This is a genomic window from Nocardia sp. CS682 (assembly GCF_004634405.1).
Taxonomy (GTDB): Bacteria; Actinomycetota; Actinomycetes; order Mycobacteriales; family Mycobacteriaceae; genus Nocardia; species Nocardia ninae.
The window spans coordinates 6056208-6071972 of record NZ_CP029710.1 but is presented as its reverse complement, the minus strand read 5'-3'; the positions used below and the strand labels follow the sequence as shown (position 1 = coordinate 6071972).

The 15765-nt window shown below is 67.5% G+C and carries 17 protein-coding genes and 1 pseudogene; 4 read left to right on the top strand and 14 right to left on the bottom strand.

The window, feature by feature from the left end; genetic code table 11:
* Positions 1 to 38 precede the first annotated feature (38 nt).
* The 7 genes and pseudogenes from DMB37_RS27305 to clpS form a co-directional block, all read right to left on the bottom strand.
* Complete coding sequence (locus DMB37_RS27305) at positions 39 to 773, bottom strand: rhomboid family intramembrane serine protease (protein ID WP_135235103.1); 735 nt, start codon at positions 771 to 773, stop codon at positions 39 to 41.
* A gap of 92 nt (positions 774 to 865) precedes the next feature.
* Positions 866 to 1828, bottom strand: coding sequence for a PLP-dependent cysteine synthase family protein (locus DMB37_RS27300; protein WP_135235102.1), 963 nt, complete (start codon positions 1826 to 1828; stop codon positions 866 to 868).
* Between the two features lie 8 nt (positions 1829 to 1836).
* Positions 1837 to 2108, bottom strand: a pseudogene (locus tag DMB37_RS27295) (MoaD/ThiS family protein).
* Positions 2109 to 2142: 34 nt separating this feature from the next.
* Positions 2143 to 2565 carry a Mov34/MPN/PAD-1 family protein gene (locus DMB37_RS27290; protein ID WP_135235101.1) on the bottom strand — a complete coding sequence of 141 codons (423 nt, stop codon included), beginning with the start codon at positions 2563 to 2565 and terminating at the stop codon, positions 2143 to 2145.
* 102 nt (positions 2566 to 2667) lie between these two features.
* On the bottom strand, positions 2668 to 3729 hold the full coding sequence (locus DMB37_RS27285; RefSeq protein ID WP_240771668.1) for a P1 family peptidase: 1062 nt from the start codon (positions 3727 to 3729) through the stop codon (positions 2668 to 2670).
* 95 nt (positions 3730 to 3824) lie between these two features.
* A complete protein-coding gene (locus DMB37_RS27280) occupies positions 3825 to 4394 on the bottom strand; it encodes a DUF2017 domain-containing protein (RefSeq protein WP_135235099.1) in 570 nt (189 codons plus the stop codon).
* Between the two features lie 22 nt (positions 4395 to 4416).
* Positions 4417 to 4767 carry an ATP-dependent Clp protease adapter ClpS gene (gene clpS, locus DMB37_RS27275; protein ID WP_107654482.1) on the bottom strand — a complete coding sequence of 117 codons (351 nt, stop codon included), beginning with the start codon at positions 4765 to 4767 and terminating at the stop codon, positions 4417 to 4419.
* A gap of 148 nt (positions 4768 to 4915) precedes the next feature.
* Between clpS and DMB37_RS27270 the strand changes: the two genes are divergently transcribed.
* From DMB37_RS27270 to DMB37_RS27255, 4 genes are all read left to right on the top strand, one after another.
* Positions 4916 to 6256, top strand: a complete 1341-nt coding sequence (locus tag DMB37_RS27270) for a nicotinate phosphoribosyltransferase (protein WP_135235098.1) — start codon at positions 4916 to 4918, stop codon at positions 6254 to 6256.
* Positions 6257 to 6344: 88 nt separating this feature from the next.
* Positions 6345 to 6911, top strand: coding sequence for a pyrazinamidase PncA (pncA, locus tag DMB37_RS27265; RefSeq protein ID WP_135235097.1), 567 nt, complete (start codon positions 6345 to 6347; stop codon positions 6909 to 6911).
* A 54-nt stretch (positions 6912 to 6965) separates the two neighbouring features.
* Positions 6966 to 9008, top strand: coding sequence for an ATP-dependent DNA helicase (locus DMB37_RS27260; protein ID WP_135235096.1), 2043 nt, complete (start codon positions 6966 to 6968; stop codon positions 9006 to 9008).
* A 187-nt stretch (positions 9009 to 9195) separates the two neighbouring features.
* Complete coding sequence (locus tag DMB37_RS27255) at positions 9196 to 9891, top strand: methyltransferase domain-containing protein (RefSeq protein ID WP_167768947.1); 696 nt, start codon at positions 9196 to 9198, stop codon at positions 9889 to 9891.
* Here the strand turns inward: DMB37_RS27255 and DMB37_RS27250 are convergent, their stop codons facing one another.
* From DMB37_RS27250 to DMB37_RS27220, 7 genes are all read right to left on the bottom strand, one after another.
* Positions 9892 to 10659, bottom strand: a complete 768-nt coding sequence (locus tag DMB37_RS27250) for an ESX secretion-associated protein EspG (protein ID WP_167768946.1) — start codon at positions 10657 to 10659, stop codon at positions 9892 to 9894.
* A complete protein-coding gene (locus tag DMB37_RS27245) occupies positions 10656 to 11975 on the bottom strand; it encodes a hypothetical protein (RefSeq protein WP_135235095.1) in 1320 nt (439 codons plus the stop codon). The genes DMB37_RS27250 and DMB37_RS27245 overlap by 4 nt, the downstream gene beginning before the upstream one ends.
* Positions 11975 to 12385, bottom strand: a complete 411-nt coding sequence (locus DMB37_RS27240) for a hypothetical protein (RefSeq protein WP_135235094.1) — start codon at positions 12383 to 12385, stop codon at positions 11975 to 11977. The genes DMB37_RS27245 and DMB37_RS27240 overlap by 1 nt, the downstream gene beginning before the upstream one ends.
* Before the next feature lie 15 nt (positions 12386 to 12400).
* Complete coding sequence (locus DMB37_RS27235) at positions 12401 to 12976, bottom strand: DUF3558 domain-containing protein (RefSeq protein ID WP_135235093.1); 576 nt, start codon at positions 12974 to 12976, stop codon at positions 12401 to 12403.
* 161 nt (positions 12977 to 13137) lie between these two features.
* Complete coding sequence (locus tag DMB37_RS27230; protein WP_107654475.1) at positions 13138 to 13533, bottom strand: RidA family protein; 396 nt, start codon at positions 13531 to 13533, stop codon at positions 13138 to 13140.
* Between the two features lie 129 nt (positions 13534 to 13662).
* Positions 13663 to 14202, bottom strand: coding sequence for a DoxX family protein (locus DMB37_RS27225; protein WP_135235092.1), 540 nt, complete (start codon positions 14200 to 14202; stop codon positions 13663 to 13665).
* A gap of 151 nt (positions 14203 to 14353) precedes the next feature.
* Entirely contained in the window at positions 14354 to 15715 is a 1362-nt protein-coding gene (locus DMB37_RS27220) for an NCS2 family permease (protein WP_107654473.1), read from the bottom strand.
* Positions 15716 to 15765 lie beyond the last annotated feature (50 nt).

The window sequence follows — 15765 nt, the reverse complement described above, 5'->3', positions numbered from 1 at the left end:
AAGAAACTATCCCCCACATTTCTCGACGAGCCGCTGAATCACCGTGGCGACGCAATGACTCCGGCCTGATTCCCGCGACGATTCCGGCGTGCATCACCAGAGAGTACCCAGCCGGCGAGCAGTCCACCCATCGCCCCGAAAAGGTGCCCCTGCCAAGAGATTCCAGCTTGTCCCGGCAATACGCCCCACAGCAACGACCCGTAGAGCGCCAGCACCACGAGTCCGAGCACGATTTGCCCGACATTACGGGCGAACCACCCGCGCGAGATCAGGAACGTCAACCAGCCGAACACCAGGGCCGACGCGCCGAGGTGCACGCTGCCGGTGGCACCGGTCAGCCAGGTGCCGAGGCCTGCGACGATCCAGATGATCGCGGTCGCCGCCAGGCCACGGCCGATGCCCGCGGCCAGCGCGAGAAAGCCGAGCACCAGAACGGGGAGGGTGTTGCCGATCAAATGCGGCCAGCCGTGGTGCAGAACCGGGGCGAACAGAATGCCCCACAGCCCGTCGGCCTGCCGGGGCTGGATACCCGCGTTGTCGAGTGCGTTGTTATCGAGGGTGTCCACGCCTTCGATGCCGTACAGCAGCGCGACGAATCCCGCGATGAGTACACCGGCGCGCATCCACAATTGCCGGACGGCGGAAAAGTTGTTCGACTGCACCGGGGACGCAGTAGTCCGCGGCGTCGGCGCGCCCGGCTTACCCAACTGCGCACGGATCGCCGCGATCCGATCGGGGTCGAATGACGAACCGATTCCCGAACCACCGGTCATCGCAGCCTCCTCGTCGGCAGGAGCACGACGATGCAGCTACCGACCGTCGTCCCGCTATTGACGAGGGTACCGGCGCGACCGCCCGCAGGCAGTTATGCCCAGAGCTGCCCGTCGAGACGTTCCTCGGCCTCTGCCAAGGTGCCGTCGTAGGCACCGGTCGACAGGTATTTCCACCCGCCGTCGGCGACCACGAACGCGATGTCGGCGCGCTTGCCCGCCTTCGCCACCTTGCGGGCGACGCCCAGCGCGGCGTGCAGGATCGCGCCGGTCGAGATGCCCGCGAAGATGCCCTCCTCGCCGACCAGCTCACGGGTGCGTTTCACCGCGTCGAACGGGCCCACCGAGAAACGGGTGGTCAGCACCGACTCGTCGTAGAGCTCGGGGATGAAGCCCTCGTCGATGTTGCGCAGCCCGTAGACCAGCTCGCCGTAGCGCGGTTCGGCCGCGACGATCTCGATGCCGGGCACCTTCTCGCGCAGGAAACGCCCGGTGCCCATGAGCGTTCCGGTGGTGCCGAGGCCTGCGACGAAGTGCGTGATCTCCGGCAGGTCGGCCAGGATCTCCGGGCCGGTGGCCTCGTAGTGCGCCAGCGCGTTCGCGGGGTTGCCGTACTGGTAGAGCATCACCCAGTCCGGGTGCTCGGCGGCGATCTGCTTGGCCAGCGCGACGGCCTGATTGGAGCCGCCCGCGGCCGGGGAATCGATGATCCGCGCGCCGAACATGGTGAGCAGCTGACGCCGCTCCACCGAGGTGTTCTCCGGCATCACGCACACCAGCTGGTAGCCCTTGAGCTTGGCGGCCATCGCCAGCGAGATGCCGGTGTTGCCGCTGGTGGGTTCCAAGATGGTGCAGCCGGGGGTCAGCAGGCCGTCGGCCTCGGCCTGCTCGATCATCCGCAGCGCGGGCCGATCCTTGATCGAGCCGGTCGGGTTGCGGTCCTCCAGCTTGGCCCACAGCCGCACGTGGTTGTCGCCGTCCCACTGCGGGGACAAGGTGCGCAGGCCGACCAGCGGGGTGTTGCCGAGGGTCGCGATCAGCGAGTCATAACGCGCCACGGGTCGCCTCAGCCTCCGGCGACGGCAGGCAGGATGGTCACGCTCGCGTCGGCGGGCACCTCGGCGTCGAGGCCGCCGGAGAAACGCACGTCCTCGTCGTCGACGTAGATGTTGACGTAGCGGTTCAGCTTGCCGTCCTTGAGCAGTCGCTCGGCGAGGCCGGGGTGGTTCGCGTCGAGATCATCGATCAGCGCTTTCAGCGTGGCGCCCTGCGCCTGCACGCGCTTCTCCCCTGGGTGAGCGAACGCATGATCGTCGGGATGGACACGGTTACCGGCATGGGGACTCCTCGGTTGCACGAACAAGCATCGGTTTCAGTCGGTTTCGTACGCGTCGACGAGCCGCACCGGTTCCTCGGTGACCTCGCCGTCGACGATCCGGTAGCTGCGCAGCTCGTGCTGCTCCGGGTCGCGGGTGGAGATCAGCACGTAGTGCGCGAACGGCTCGGACGCGTAGGACACATCGGTGCGGCTGGGGTAGGCCTCGGTGGCGGTGTGCGAGTGGTAGATCACCACCGGCGTCTCGTCGGCGTCGTCCATGGCCCGCCACACCTTCAGCTGCTCACCGGAGTCGAACCGGTAGAAGGTGGGTGAACGCTCGGCGTTGACCATGGCGACGAAGCGTTCCGGGCGATCGGAACCCTCCGGTCCGGCGATGATGCCGCACGCCTCGTCGGGATGATCGGCGCGCGCGTGCGCCACCATCGCCGCCACGAGGTCGGCCCTGATCACCAGCACTAGTCGAACCCTTTCGCAATGCCGACCCTGTCGCAGTCGACAACGAGTGAGAATATTCGGCTATTCCCCGGGGTCCGTCGCCCGGTCCCGGATTCCCCGCGTTCAGCGGGGAAATAGAGCGCTGTACGCGGGGACTTCGCCGACCGAATGCGCGGACAAGATCGCGTCGACGATCGCGCGTTCCACACAGAGGGCCGCGGCGGTGCACAGCACGTCGACCAGGAACACGTCCGGCGGGAACGCGGGCGGCAGCGGGAAGCTCTCCGGTGGTTCCCAGTTACCGGTCGCCAGTGCGAAGAAGGTGTCGCCGTCGAACGGGGCGTGCGCGGGACGGATCGCGCGGGCCAGACCGTCGTGCGCGGCGGTCGCCAGGCGCTGACAACCCGTCGGGTTCAGCGGCGCGTCGGTGGCCACCACGCCGATGGTCGTATTCAGCCGCATGCCTTTCGCAGGCAACGTGTTGGCGTGCGCCAGCTGCTCGGCGGTCGGTGGCCGCAGCCCGAAATGATCCGGCCCATCGGTGCCCACGCCCCACGGCAGGCCGGTGCGCGGATCGAAAGCCGAGCCCGCGGAGTTCGCCACGACCAGCGCGGAGACCGTGGCGCCCGCCGCCACGCCCTCACCGATCACCACGCTCGCGGACCCGATACCGCCCTTGAGCGCACCCGCTCGCGCACCGACGCCCGCGCCGACCACGCCACGTTCGAAGTCGAGCGCCGCGGCGTCCGCGGCCCGGTAGCCGAAGTCGGCGGTGGGCCGAATGTCCCACGCGCCCAACGGCAGGTCGTAGACCACCGCGGCGGGCACGATCGGCACCACCCGGCTCGGATCGGTCGCGTCCATCGGCACACCTTCGCGGCGCTCTTCGAGCCAGCGCATGACCCCGTCGGCCGCGGCGAGACCGTACGCGCTGCCGCCGGTGAACAGCAGCGCGTTCACCTGGCGCACGGTGGTGGCCAGGTCGAGTACGTCGGTTTCCCGGGTGCCCGGCCCGCCGCCGCGCACGTCGACCGCGGCGGTCGCGCCGCCGGGGGCGAAGACGACGGTGGAGCCCGTCGCCGCGCCGGAGCCGAGCGTCGCGTCCGGGTCGAGTGCGTAGTGGTGCCCGACCAGCAGCCCGGATACGTCGGTGAGCGAATTACGTTGCCCCGCGTGCACCTGCACAGTTGCTCCTGACTCTCGGTCGCGGCGCGACTGCGCCCGCATACAGGTTCTGTTCTACCTGTCCGGTCCGGTTCGCGCGGGGCGGTGCGCGCGCCTCAGGGAGCCAGGGCTTGCAGCAGCGAGTCCTGCATCCAGGTGAGCCAGTGGTACACGTCCAGGTGCGGCGCGCGGGGATCGTCCGGGCTCAGATGGTCCGGGGTGTCGGCGTCGATACCGAGCACCGTGCCCAGCGCGAGGCGCACGTCGGTGAGGGCGGTCAGCCAGGCGTCGGCCTGCTCGGGTGTGAGCACGATCTTGCCGCCCGAGGTCGGCACGGTGTTCAGGATGACGCTGCCCGCCGCCAGCTTGGCGTCGATGATCTCCGGCTCGTGCAGGCCGCGCAGCGCACTGTTGAGGTCGGCGCGGTCCGCATCGGGCGAACCGGGTTCACTGCGATGGAAGTCCGGCAGCAGTCTGCGCAGCCGCGGATCCTCCGGCGCTGCGGTGTTGCCGGTACGCAGCCCGGTCAGCGCGGCGAGGTCGTCCTCGGGCGCGGCTTCGGCGCGCTCGCTGAGCAGCCCGGAGACCGCACCGACCAGCGAGCGCAGCACATTGGCCTCGCGTGCGTCCATCTCGGATCGCAGTTTGAGACCGCTCAGCGAGTTCTTTCTGCTCCACTTCCGCACGGCGTCAGGGTAGTCGTCCTGGTCAGTCGTCTCGCTGCATGGTCGCCCAGAGTCCGGCGGCGTGCAGCCGCTGGACGTCGTGTTCCATCTTGTCTCGCGAACCCGACGAGACGACCGCCTTGCCCTCGTTGTGCACACAGAGCATCAGCTCGGTCGCCTTCGCTTTGCTGTAGCCGAAAAGCTTTTGGAAGATGTAGGCGACGTAGTGCATGAGGTTGACCGGGTCGTCCCAGACCACAGTGACCCACGGGCGATCTTCTGCCTCCAAGATCTCGGTGTATTCGACCGCCTCGGGGGTCGCCTGTGCCGCTGACAGTGTCGCGTCCACGGCGCCTACCCCGACGCCGCCTCCGACTATGTTGCACAAGGCCATAACGTCAAGGGTACGACTCGACTCCGGATGAGCAACACCCCGATCGGACCTGATTCGAGCATTTCACAAGTCGCCGAGCGAGCGCCCACCTATCATGTATCGCACTCGCAAGCGCTCTATACCGAACCGGTCTGTCTACAGTGGCTGCGTGGACATCCGCGACGGCGTCGGCAGCACCGCTCTGCTGACGGACCAGTACGAACTGACCATGCTGGCCGCCGCGCTGGCCGACGATACGGCGCATCGCCGCTGCACCTTCGAGGTGTTCGCGCGTCGCCTGCCGCACGGCCGCCGCTACGGTGTGGTCGCCGGTACCGGCCGGGTCCTCGACGCGCTGGAGCACTTCCGGTTCGGCGAACCGGAGCTGGCCGTGGTCGCGCCGTTCCTGCCGGCCAAGACGGTGGATTGGCTGCGTGACTACCGCTTCAGCGGCGATATCGACGGCTACGCCGAGGGTGAGCTGTACTTCCCCGGCTCCCCCATCCTCTCGGTGCGCGGCAGCTTCGCCGAGTGCGTGGTGTTGGAGACGCTGGTCCTGTCGATCCTCAATCACGACAGCGCGATCGCGTCCGCGGCGGCCAGGATGGTGAGCGCGGCGGGCGGGCGCCGGATGATCGAGATGGGGTCGCGGCGCACCCATGAACTCGCCGCGCCGGACAGCTCGCGCGCCGCCTATCTGGCCGGCTTCGACGCGACCTCGAATCTGGCGGCGGTGCAGCGCTACGGCGTGCCCGGCGCGGGCACCAGCGCCCACGCGTTCACCCTCCTGCACGCGGGGGCGGCAGGCAACGGAGTGGGTAAGCACAGCACGGCCGAGAGCGAAGCCGCCGCCTTCCGCAGCCAGGTCGAGGCGCTCGGCATCGGCACCACACTGCTGGTGGACACCTACGACATCACCCGCGGCGTGGCGACCGCGATCGAGGTAGCCGGACCGGAGCTGGGCGGGGTGCGGATCGACTCCGGCGACCTCGGCGTGCTGGCCAGACAGGTCCGCGATCAGCTGAACGGGCTCGGCGCGACCAAGACCCGCATCGTGGTGTCCGGTGATCTCGACGAATACGCCATCGCCGCGCTGCGGGCGGAGCCGGTGGATGTGTACGGCGTCGGCACCTCGCTGGTGACCGGCTCCGGCGCGCCGACCGCGGGCATGGTCTACAAGCTGGTCGAGGTGGAGGGCGTGCCGGTCGCCAAGCGCAGCAGTCACAAGGAGTCGCGCGGCGGCACGAAGAAGGCGATCCGGCTGTCCAGGGAGACCGGCACGATCGTCGAGGAGATCGTCTACCCGGCGGCCGGGCCGATGCCCGAGGTGAACGGTTTCGAGGCGCGCGAACTGCTGGTCCCACTGGTGCGCGAGGGCAAGCTCGTCGACGATCTGCCGACGCTGTCCGACAGCCGCGACCATGTGGCGAACGGGCTGATCAGCCTGCCGTGGGAGGGTTTGAAGCTGTCCGCAGGCGAGCCCGCCGTACCGACGACTTTCGTGAGCTGAGCACCGCCTGCCGATCCGCCAGGGTCGGCAGTCGCACGAAGCGGCACAATGCAATACGGGTACTCAGTTCACACCGCGGGAGGTCAGCATGACCCGAGCCCTGATCATCGTCGACGTACAGAACGATTTCTGTGAGGGCGGGTCGCTCGCCGTCGCGGGCGGCGCCGCGGTCGCCGCGCGCATCAGCGACCTGCTCGCGGCCGCCCGCTACACCGCGGTGGTCGCGACCCGCGACCATCACATCGACCCCGGTGACCACTTCTCCGCGCAGCCCGACTACGTCGACTCGTGGCCGCCGCACTGCCGCGCGGGTACTCCGGGCGCGGATTTCCACCCGAATCTGAACACCTCGGCGGTCCAGCAGGTCTTCTCCAAGGGCGAATATTCCGCCGCCTACTCCGGTTTCGAGGGCACCGCCGAGGACGGCACCGGCCTGGCCGATTGGCTGCGCGCGCATGGCATCGAGTCGGTCGACATCGTCGGCATCGCCACCGACCACTGCGTCCGCGCCACCGCACTGGACGCGCGGATCGAAGGCTTCGACACCCGCGTGCTGCTCGACCTGACGGCCGGGGTCTCCCGCGACACGACCGACGCCGCGCTGGGGCACATGCGCGCCGCGGGCGTCGACCTCGAAGGAAGCGTTTCCGGCTAACCGATCACCGCGACGGCCGCGTCTGCTGTCGGTCCCGGGCAGTAGGCTGCTCGGGTGCCCGAACTCCCCGCCGTCCCCGAACTTTTGGCCACTGCCGTGCAGGCGCTCGGCGGGAAAGAGCGCGTCGGGCAGGTGACGATGGCGACCGCGGTGGACCACGCGATCGACACCAAGGAGCACCTGGCGGTGCAGGCCGGTACGGGCACCGGCAAGTCGCTGGCCTACCTGGTGCCCAGTTTGCGCCACGCGGTGCGCACCGGGCGCACGGTGGTGGTGTCGACCGCGACGATCGCGCTGCAGCGCCAGCTGGTCGATCGCGATCTGCCCCGGCTGTCCGAGGCGCTGAGCAAGCCACTCGGGCGCGCGGCGAAGTTCGCGATTCTCAAGGGCCGCAACAACTATCTGTGCCTGAACAAGATCAACAGCGTGATCCCGGACGAGCCAGAGGCCGAGCTGTTCGACGCGTTCGCCATCTCCCGGCTCGGCCGCGAGGTGCAGCGGCTCAACGAGTGGGCCTCCGACACCGAGACCGGCGACCGGGACGAACTGGTGCCCGGCGTGACCGACCGCGCCTGGAAACAGGTGAGCGTCTCCTCGCGCGAATGCCTCGGCAAGTCGCGCTGCCCGTTCGGGCAGGACTGCTTCGCCGAGCGCGCCCGGGCGGAATCCGCGCAGGCCGACGTGGTGGTGACCAACCACGCGCTGCTGGCCATCGACGCGATCAGCGGCATCCAGGTGCTCCCCGAACACGACGTGGTGGTCATCGACGAGGCCCATGAACTGGTCGACCGCGTCACCGGCGTGGCCACCGCCGAGCTGGCCTCGACGGCGATCAGCGCGGCCGCGCGGCGCTGCGCCAAGCTGATCGATGAGAAAGAGGTGGACCGCCTCGAAGGCGCCGCCGAGGCATGGCACGACGTGCTCGACGAGCTGCCCGCCGCCCGCTGGGAACGGATTCCCGACGGCGTCGCCCCGGTGCTCGCGCTGATCCGCGATGCCGCGTGGAACGCCCGCACCGCGCTGGCCCCGCAGGGCGGCACCACCCAGCAGGGCGACGTCGAGACCGCCGCCGCCCGCACCCAGGCGCTGGCCGCGATCGACGAGATCCACGACAGCGCGGTCCGGGCGCTCACCGCCTTCGACGAACCGGACCCGGCCAAACGACACGACGTCATCTGGCTGTCCGCCGACGAGATGCGCGGGGTCACCCGGCGCTCGCTGCGGATGGCGCCGCTCTCGGTGGGCGGGCTGTTGCGCAGCAGGCTGTTCGGCACCGCGACCGTGGTCCTCACCTCGGCGACGCTGCAGATCGGCGGCTCGTTCGACGGACTCGCGATCACTTGGGGGTTGCCCGCACAATCGTCGAGCCAGTCCGATCCCGGCATGGCCAACGGCGCCGAGGCACCCGCCGACGCCGACAAAGTGCGCTGGAGTTCGCTCGATGTCGGCTCGCCGTTCGACCATGCCAAGTCCGGCATCCTCTACGTCGCCAAGCACCTGCCGCCGCCCGGGCGCGACGGCCTCGCGCCCGCCTACCTGGACGAGATCGAGCGGCTCATCAAGGCCGCGGGCGGCCGCACGCTCGGCCTGTTCTCCTCGATGCGCGCGGCCAAGGCGGCGACCGAGGCGTTGCGCGAGCGGCTGGACACGCCCGTGCTGTGCCAGGGCGACGACTCCACCGGCGCGCTGGTCCGCAAGTTCGCCGACGACCCGGAGACCTCACTGTTCGGCACGCTGTCGCTGTGGCAGGGCGTCGACGTACCCGGCCCGTCGCTGAGCCTGGTCATCCTGGATCGAATTCCGTTCCCGCGCCCCGACGATCCGCTGCTCACCGCGCGCCAGCGCGCGGTGGAATCGCGCGGCGGCAACGGGTTCATGGCGATCGCGGCCAACCACGCGGCGCTGCTGCTCGCCCAGGGCACCGGCCGGCTGCTGCGCAGCGTCGACGACCGGGGCGTGGTCGCGATCCTCGACTCCCGGCTGGCCACCGCCCGCTACGGCAGCTACCTGCGCGCCTCGCTACCGCCGTACTGGGAGACCGCCGATCCCGAGGTCGTCGTGAAGGCGCTGAAGCGACTCACCGAAAACGCGGTGTGATACCGCGCACATCGACGCGCCGATACTCGCGCATACTTCCGAACAGAAGTAAATTAAGGATGGTACTTCGGTGAACCCCAATTCCCACACCGAATGTATCGGCGGTCCCCGCGCCAAGCCCTGCACGCGGCGCGGGGACACCACAAATCCTCCCTCGCGCGCGGTCCGCACATGAGACCGTTTCCAGATGAAGCACCCCGCAGACAGTGATGTCCTAGGCGAATTTCTGGTCAGTGCAAGATCATTGGCCGAGTATCGCGCAATATTCATGCTCTCCGACGCCGATTTGCACGGCCGAATTCTCGACTGCCCTGGCGGCGCAGCGAGTTTCACGGCCGAGGCGAGTGCACTCGGCGCCCACGTCACCGCCGCCGATCCGGTCTACGCCCGCTCCGCCGAGGAGCTGCGGGTTCTCGCGGTCGCCGAAACCGATCGCGGAAGCAGCTGGGCCACGGCGCATTCGGCCAGATACCGCTGGGACTGGTACGGCGGCCCGCAGCAGCACCGCGAGATGCGCCACGCCGCCGCCCTGCTGTTCGGCGCCGATCAGACCGTCCACCCCGATCGGTACGTCGCCGCCGAACTGCCGTCGCTGCCCTTCCCCGATAACAGCTTCGACCTGGTCCTCAGCTCCCACCTGCTGTTCACCTACGCCGATCGGCTCAACGCCGACTTCCACCGCACCGCACTGCTCGAGCTGGCCAGGGTCGGCGCCGGTGAGGTCCGCGCCTATCCGCTGGTCGACCACCTCGGTAACCAACTGGACGACCTGGTCGCGCACGTCCGAAAGGAACTCGAAGACAAAGGCATCCGAACCAGCCTGCGAGAAACCGGCTACGAATTCCACCATGGGGCGCACACGATGCTCGTCTTACACCCCTGATCACCAGCTGTGTGCCACCGCGCGGTAGGTGGTCTCGATGAGCCGGTGCAGTTGTCGCTGGAGCTCCTCGGTCGGCCCCGGCGTCAGGGTGAACTCGTCGTCGCCGTGGTTGTGCAGCAGGTAGCGGCCGTCGGCGGGCAGGTAATCCAGCCAGTGGAAACCGCGACCGTCGGTGGTCGGCCTGCTGTCGATCGCGCCGCCGGCGAACACGCCGACTTCGCCGAGCCCGGAGCGCGGACGGCGCACGATGCGATTGAGTTGCTCGGTGTGCGAAAGGCGCGTGGGGTGCTTAGCGTACTCCACCCGATGCACATCCGAGCGGCGCCCACTGATCGGCGGATATTTGCCGCCGACACAATTCGGGAACTGCGCGGCGATCTGCCCGGGCAAAGCCTGCGGCGGACAACGGCTCAGCAGAATATCGCGGCCGTATTCCTGCGTGGGACCGGGCAATTGGACCGCGATGGTCGCGGCGCGCGCCGTCATACCCGCGTGCACCCGCACCACCTGTTTGAAGTCGCGTCCGAAGAATCCGTGCACCTCGACCCGAACCTGCGGTTCCAGCAACACATTCAAGGCATTGAACAAGTCGGGAGTCGCGAACCCCGACAGCTGCCGCGCGGCATTCTCGCGCAGCCGCTGATAGTCCTCGTAGGCCTCCACGCCATCGACGGTGTAGCGCAACGGATATGGCAGCCGGTCCCGCCCGAGCGCCTCCAGCGCCAGCTCGAACATCAAACCGTCCAGGCGCCAGCGGGATTCACTCATCCGCCGATGACCCCGCCCGGCGGCAGCGCCGGCGGCTGCGTGCCCAGCAATTCCGAACCACGGTCGTAGATCAGGTAATCCGGGGTTTTGTGCTCGCCGTCCTCGTCGCCTTTGCCGCGGGCGCCGCCCGCACCCATGCCCGGCATGCCTGCCGCGCCCGCCTTGCCCGTCGACGCCGCACGGGCGGCGGTCGATGCGGCCGTGGTGGTGGGCGTGGTTGCCTTGCCCGGCACGCTCTTTCCCGGGGACGGGGTGGAACTCGGGGTGCCGGGGGTGCGCGATGGGGTGCCGGGGAAGGTTGTGGACGGCGTGCTGGACGGGGTCGACGGAGTGCGTGACTTCGTCGGATCGTCGGTGCTGCTCGGGGTCGCCGGGGTGGTCGAGGCCGGCGTTGTGCTTGTCGGCTTGTCCGAGAGCGGGTTCTGATCGGTGCCGGCCGGTTGCGTCGACTGCGGGGTGGTGGTGTCCGGCTTCTTCGTGTCGTCCGCATATTTCGGATCCGTCGAATTCGGCGAGCCGGTCGGATCGGCGCTGGTCGGGTTGCCGGTCGGGTTCGAGCTCGGGTTGCTGATCGGGCCACCCGGGTTGTTCTTGTCCACCGTTGTGGTGGGTTCCGGGAGGATCGGGGTGATCTTGTCGACCTCGTTCACGCCAGGACGGTAGTACTGGGTCATCACGAACCGCGCCGCACTCTCCGCCTCCTGCGCGCGATGAGTGGGGCCCTTGATGACGTTCTGCAAAGGCAAAGCGTCGATCAACCGATCACCGACCGTATAGCTATCCGGCTTCCCCACACTGGCTTTCGCCTGCGCCAGGTGCCCCTGGGTCAGATCCAGACCGTGGCCGACCATCTGGAACGTGGCGGCCAGCTTCGCGAACGACGTCGAGAATTCGCGCGTCGCATCGATCGCGCTTGTGCCCGACTTACCGTTCCAATGCTCCGTAATGTCCTGCTCGACGCCCTTTTTGAACTCTTCGACGGCGTTGCGCGCGTCGGTGGACAGATTCCGCCAGCCGTCGGCCTTCGCGTTGATCTCGCCCTCTTGCACCCCTTCGAGTGCGTTGTAGATCTGCTGATGCGACATCGTCTCGAACGGATCCTGCGCCTTGATGGCCGGCGCGTCGAAAGTGCCGCCGCCGTACTCGGACAGCAAACCCGACCACTCGTTGTTGACGAAACCGCGGTCCTGATCCCACTTCGTCTTCTCGTCGGCAGCCCGCTGCTGGTCGGTCTGCTTGTTCTTGTCCGCCTCGTGCGGAGAGCCGGTGAGACGGCCCGCGCCGATCGCGACGAGCCAGTCGTTGAAGGAGGGCATCAGGCACCACCCATGTTCAGGGCGGCGAGCTTGTCCGCGGCGGACTGATCGGATTCCTGGAGTTTGCCGATGGCGAGTTCGTAGGTTTCCTTCATCAGGGTGACGACTTGAATGCTCTGCTGGAGTCGTTTGACGGCCGCATCGTCACCGTTGTCTGCTTTGCGCGCGAACTTGGCTTGCAGCGCTTGCGCCGAACCCAGGGTGCCGAACCCGCTCGTGTGAGCGAGGTCCCCGGCCTTGTCCGCCATCTTTTGTAGCTTGGAGCGCATCTGCTCGGCACGGCTCGCGAGCGCTCTTCCGATTTGCTCATCGAGTCGAAATTCGCCGCCTTCAGCCTGCGTCTTCAAGGTCTGCCAGCGGGTCACCATGGCCTGCATTTGGGCGACGTCGCCCTCTCCGGAATCAGACATCGTTCTCCTCCCCCGCTACTTCGGCAGATACGGTTCTAATTGCGTCGCGTGCTCAGCGGCAAGCTCGCAGCGGTCCCGCGTGACAGGTTCCCCATACCGCCACCCGACAGTCACCTCGAACATTCCTTCTGCGGTCGGCAGGCTGACATAACACCGCAGCTTTTCGTCATCGGACTTGTCCTGGTAGGTCAGCCCCGCGCGGGGACCGATCTGCACATCACGGAACCCGGTCAGCTTGTCGTTCTTTCGAGAATCGGCCTGCGTGAAGTACGTGGACGAGACGGTCACGAAGTACGGCCCATTTGCGGCATCCCACTTGCAGATTCGCCACGCTGTAGGCCCACTAGCCGGGTCCGTGACAACCGACTTCGAGGTGGGATCGACTCGCGCCGCTCGCAGCGCATCGTCGGACAAGTCCTTACAGGGGTTGAATGTGACCGTCCGCTCACCGTTGGTCGGGCTGCCATTCGCCCCATCCGTCGTAGGCGTCCCCTCCTTGGTCGGCGAGCACCCCGCCACCAACCCGACCACCGCCACCCCGGCGAGCACCGTCCGCACCGCGACCTTCGGCGACACAATGGCGGTTCGCATATCTCTCCTGACTTCGGCCCGGGACACCCCGACACAGGATAAGACGCACACGATCTCCCCCTGGTTCCCCTTCAAACTAGAGCAATCCAATTGGATCGTTCCAGTCCGGCCGCCGAATCCCGCGCCAACCGCTGCCCGCGGAACTCGGCGGCCGACCCCGATCAACCGCGCACAGCTACCGCATCTACCTCGAACAACATCCCCGGCAGCGCGAGCGCGGCGACACCCGCCAACGTCTGCACCGGCGGACGCTCACCCCAGATCTCCGCGATCTTCTTCCCGATCACCGCAAGCTTGTCGAGGTTGTGGTCGACAATGAACGTGCGCAGTTGCGCGACATCAGCGAAGTCCAATCCCACCGAGCGCAAAGCGATCCCGAGGTTGGCGAACGCATTGTCGACCTGCACTCCGAAATCCGCACTCGTGGTATGCCCCTCCGCATCCGAGTCGTACTGCCCCGCGATGAGCACCAACTCCCCACTGACCCGCGCCACATGGCTGTACCCGAACCCCGTCGGATCGTGCAGCTCCGCAGGATTGCTGATCTCGATAGCCATCACCGTCTCCTATTTCTCAACTGTTCCGAACAACGAGACGACGACGCAGCGTCGCGGACTGTGACATGACAACGGCGCGGTGACCCCGAATAGGTCACCGCGCCGCGATCGAGAGGTGTGGTCAGTAGATCAGATGACCCACTTCAGGATGAGGGTGATCACCGCGGCGATCACGGCCAGCACGATCGCCGCCGCGCCGACCACGAACCCCCGTTGCGCCCAGGGGCGGCCGTGATCCAGCGAGAACTTGCCGGGGCCGGTGAAGGCGAAACCCGCAGCAACGACCGCGAAGAGCAACGGCATCTCGTAGGTGTTCTCACCGAAGAGGCCCAGGCTCCACAGCGCGTTGATCGCGTTGATCATGGTTCCCAGCACGATGGCTGCTGCCAGCGGCGTCAGCAGACCGAGGGCGAGGAGCAGACCCCCACCGAGCTCGCACAGGCCCGCCAGGTTGCCGAACACCTTGCCCGGGTTGTAGCCCATGCTGTCGAAGCCTGCGGCGTTGGCCTCGCTGCCGGGGCCTTTGAACCAGCCGAACAGCTTCTGGGCACCGTGCACGGCCATGAGCCCGCCGAATGCGACGCGGATGATCAGGAGTCCGATGTCGGCGGCGACGCCGTCCAGCTCGGTGTTGGTGGTAGCTCGTTCCAGTACGGATTTCGTGGTCATGTTGGTCCTCGTCCCTGCAAGTCAGATTCCAAACAGCTGGTCAAGATGGCTTCGGCGTTGAAGCGGACTGCGGTCCGATTCTCGCACGGGCCATCTCAACTTCCAAGACCCTGGTCTTATTCCTGACTACGTTTTCCGTCCCCGGTTCGGTTCACTCCGTGAGGAAGAAGAAGTAACCGAGGAATACGACCAGCAGTGCCCACATCGCCGGGTGCACGTCTTTGATCCGGCCCTTGGCGACCATGACAATCGGGTAGAACAGCATTCCCATGGCCAGGCCATTCGCGATCGAGTACGTCAGCGGCATCATCACGATCGTGATGAATGCGGGTACCGAGTATTCAAGCCGATTCCAGTCGATCTCGCCGAGTGCGCGAGACATCAACACACCGACCACGATCAACGCGGGGGCGGTGACCTCGCCGGATCCGGCGACCACCGCGAAAATCGGGTAGCAGAACATGGCGATCAGGAACCACCCCGCGGTGGTCACGGCGGTCAAGCCGGTGCGCCCGCCCGCGGACACACCCGCGGTGGATTCGACGTAGGCGGTGGTGGTGGAGGTACCGATGACCGCACCCGCCATGGTGCCGACGGAATCGGCGGCCAGCGCGCTCGCGGCCCGCGGCAGCTTGCCGTCCTTGTCGAGCAGGCCCGCCTGGTTTGCGACGCCGATCAGCGTGCCAGAGGCGTCGAAGAAGTCCACGAAAAGCATGGTCAGAACGACGACGGCCATCTGGCCGGTGAACGCGTCGGGCAGATGGATGATCGCCTGACCGAAGGTCTGGTCCAGCCCCTTCGGCGCCGCGACGACACCGTTGGGCAGATCGACCAGCCCGCTGACGATGCCCACACCCGCGGTGAGCACGATCCCGTACAGCACCGCGCCGTGCCAGCCGATGACGAGGAAGACCACGGTGATCACGAGCCCGAACAGCGCGAGCAACGTGGTGCCCTTGGTGAAGTCGCCCAGGGTGACGAGGGTGGCTTCGCTGTTCACCACGATGCCCGCGTTCTTCAAGCCGAGGAACGCCACGAACAACCCGATGCCCGCGCCGACGGCCAGCTTCATCTGCATGGGAATCGCATTGAGGATGCGTTCGCGCACCTTGGTGACCGCGAGCAGGAAGAAGATGATTCCGGAGAGCAGGGTTCCGGACAGCGCCACCTCCCACGGAATGCCCATGCCGAGCACCACCGAGTAGGCGAAGAACGCGTTGAGCCCCATGCCGGGTGCGAGCGCGATCGGATACTTGGCCCACAGCCCCATGACGAGCGTGCCGAACACCGCGGCGACGGCGGTCGCGGTGAACACCGCCTGCATGGGAATGCCTTTGTCGCCGAGTGCACCCTCGTCGCCGAGGATCGACGGGTTCACGGCGAGCACGTAGGACATGGCCAGGAACGTCACCGTGCCCGCCATCAGTTCGCGTTTCATGCTCGACCCAGTCGCGCTGATGCCGAAGAACGCGTCGATGCGACCTCGGGGCTCGGTCGGTACGGCGGTGGCCATGGGCGGTCTCCAGTCGGGGAGTGGTACGGGCGTGCCCAGGCACGGTAGCC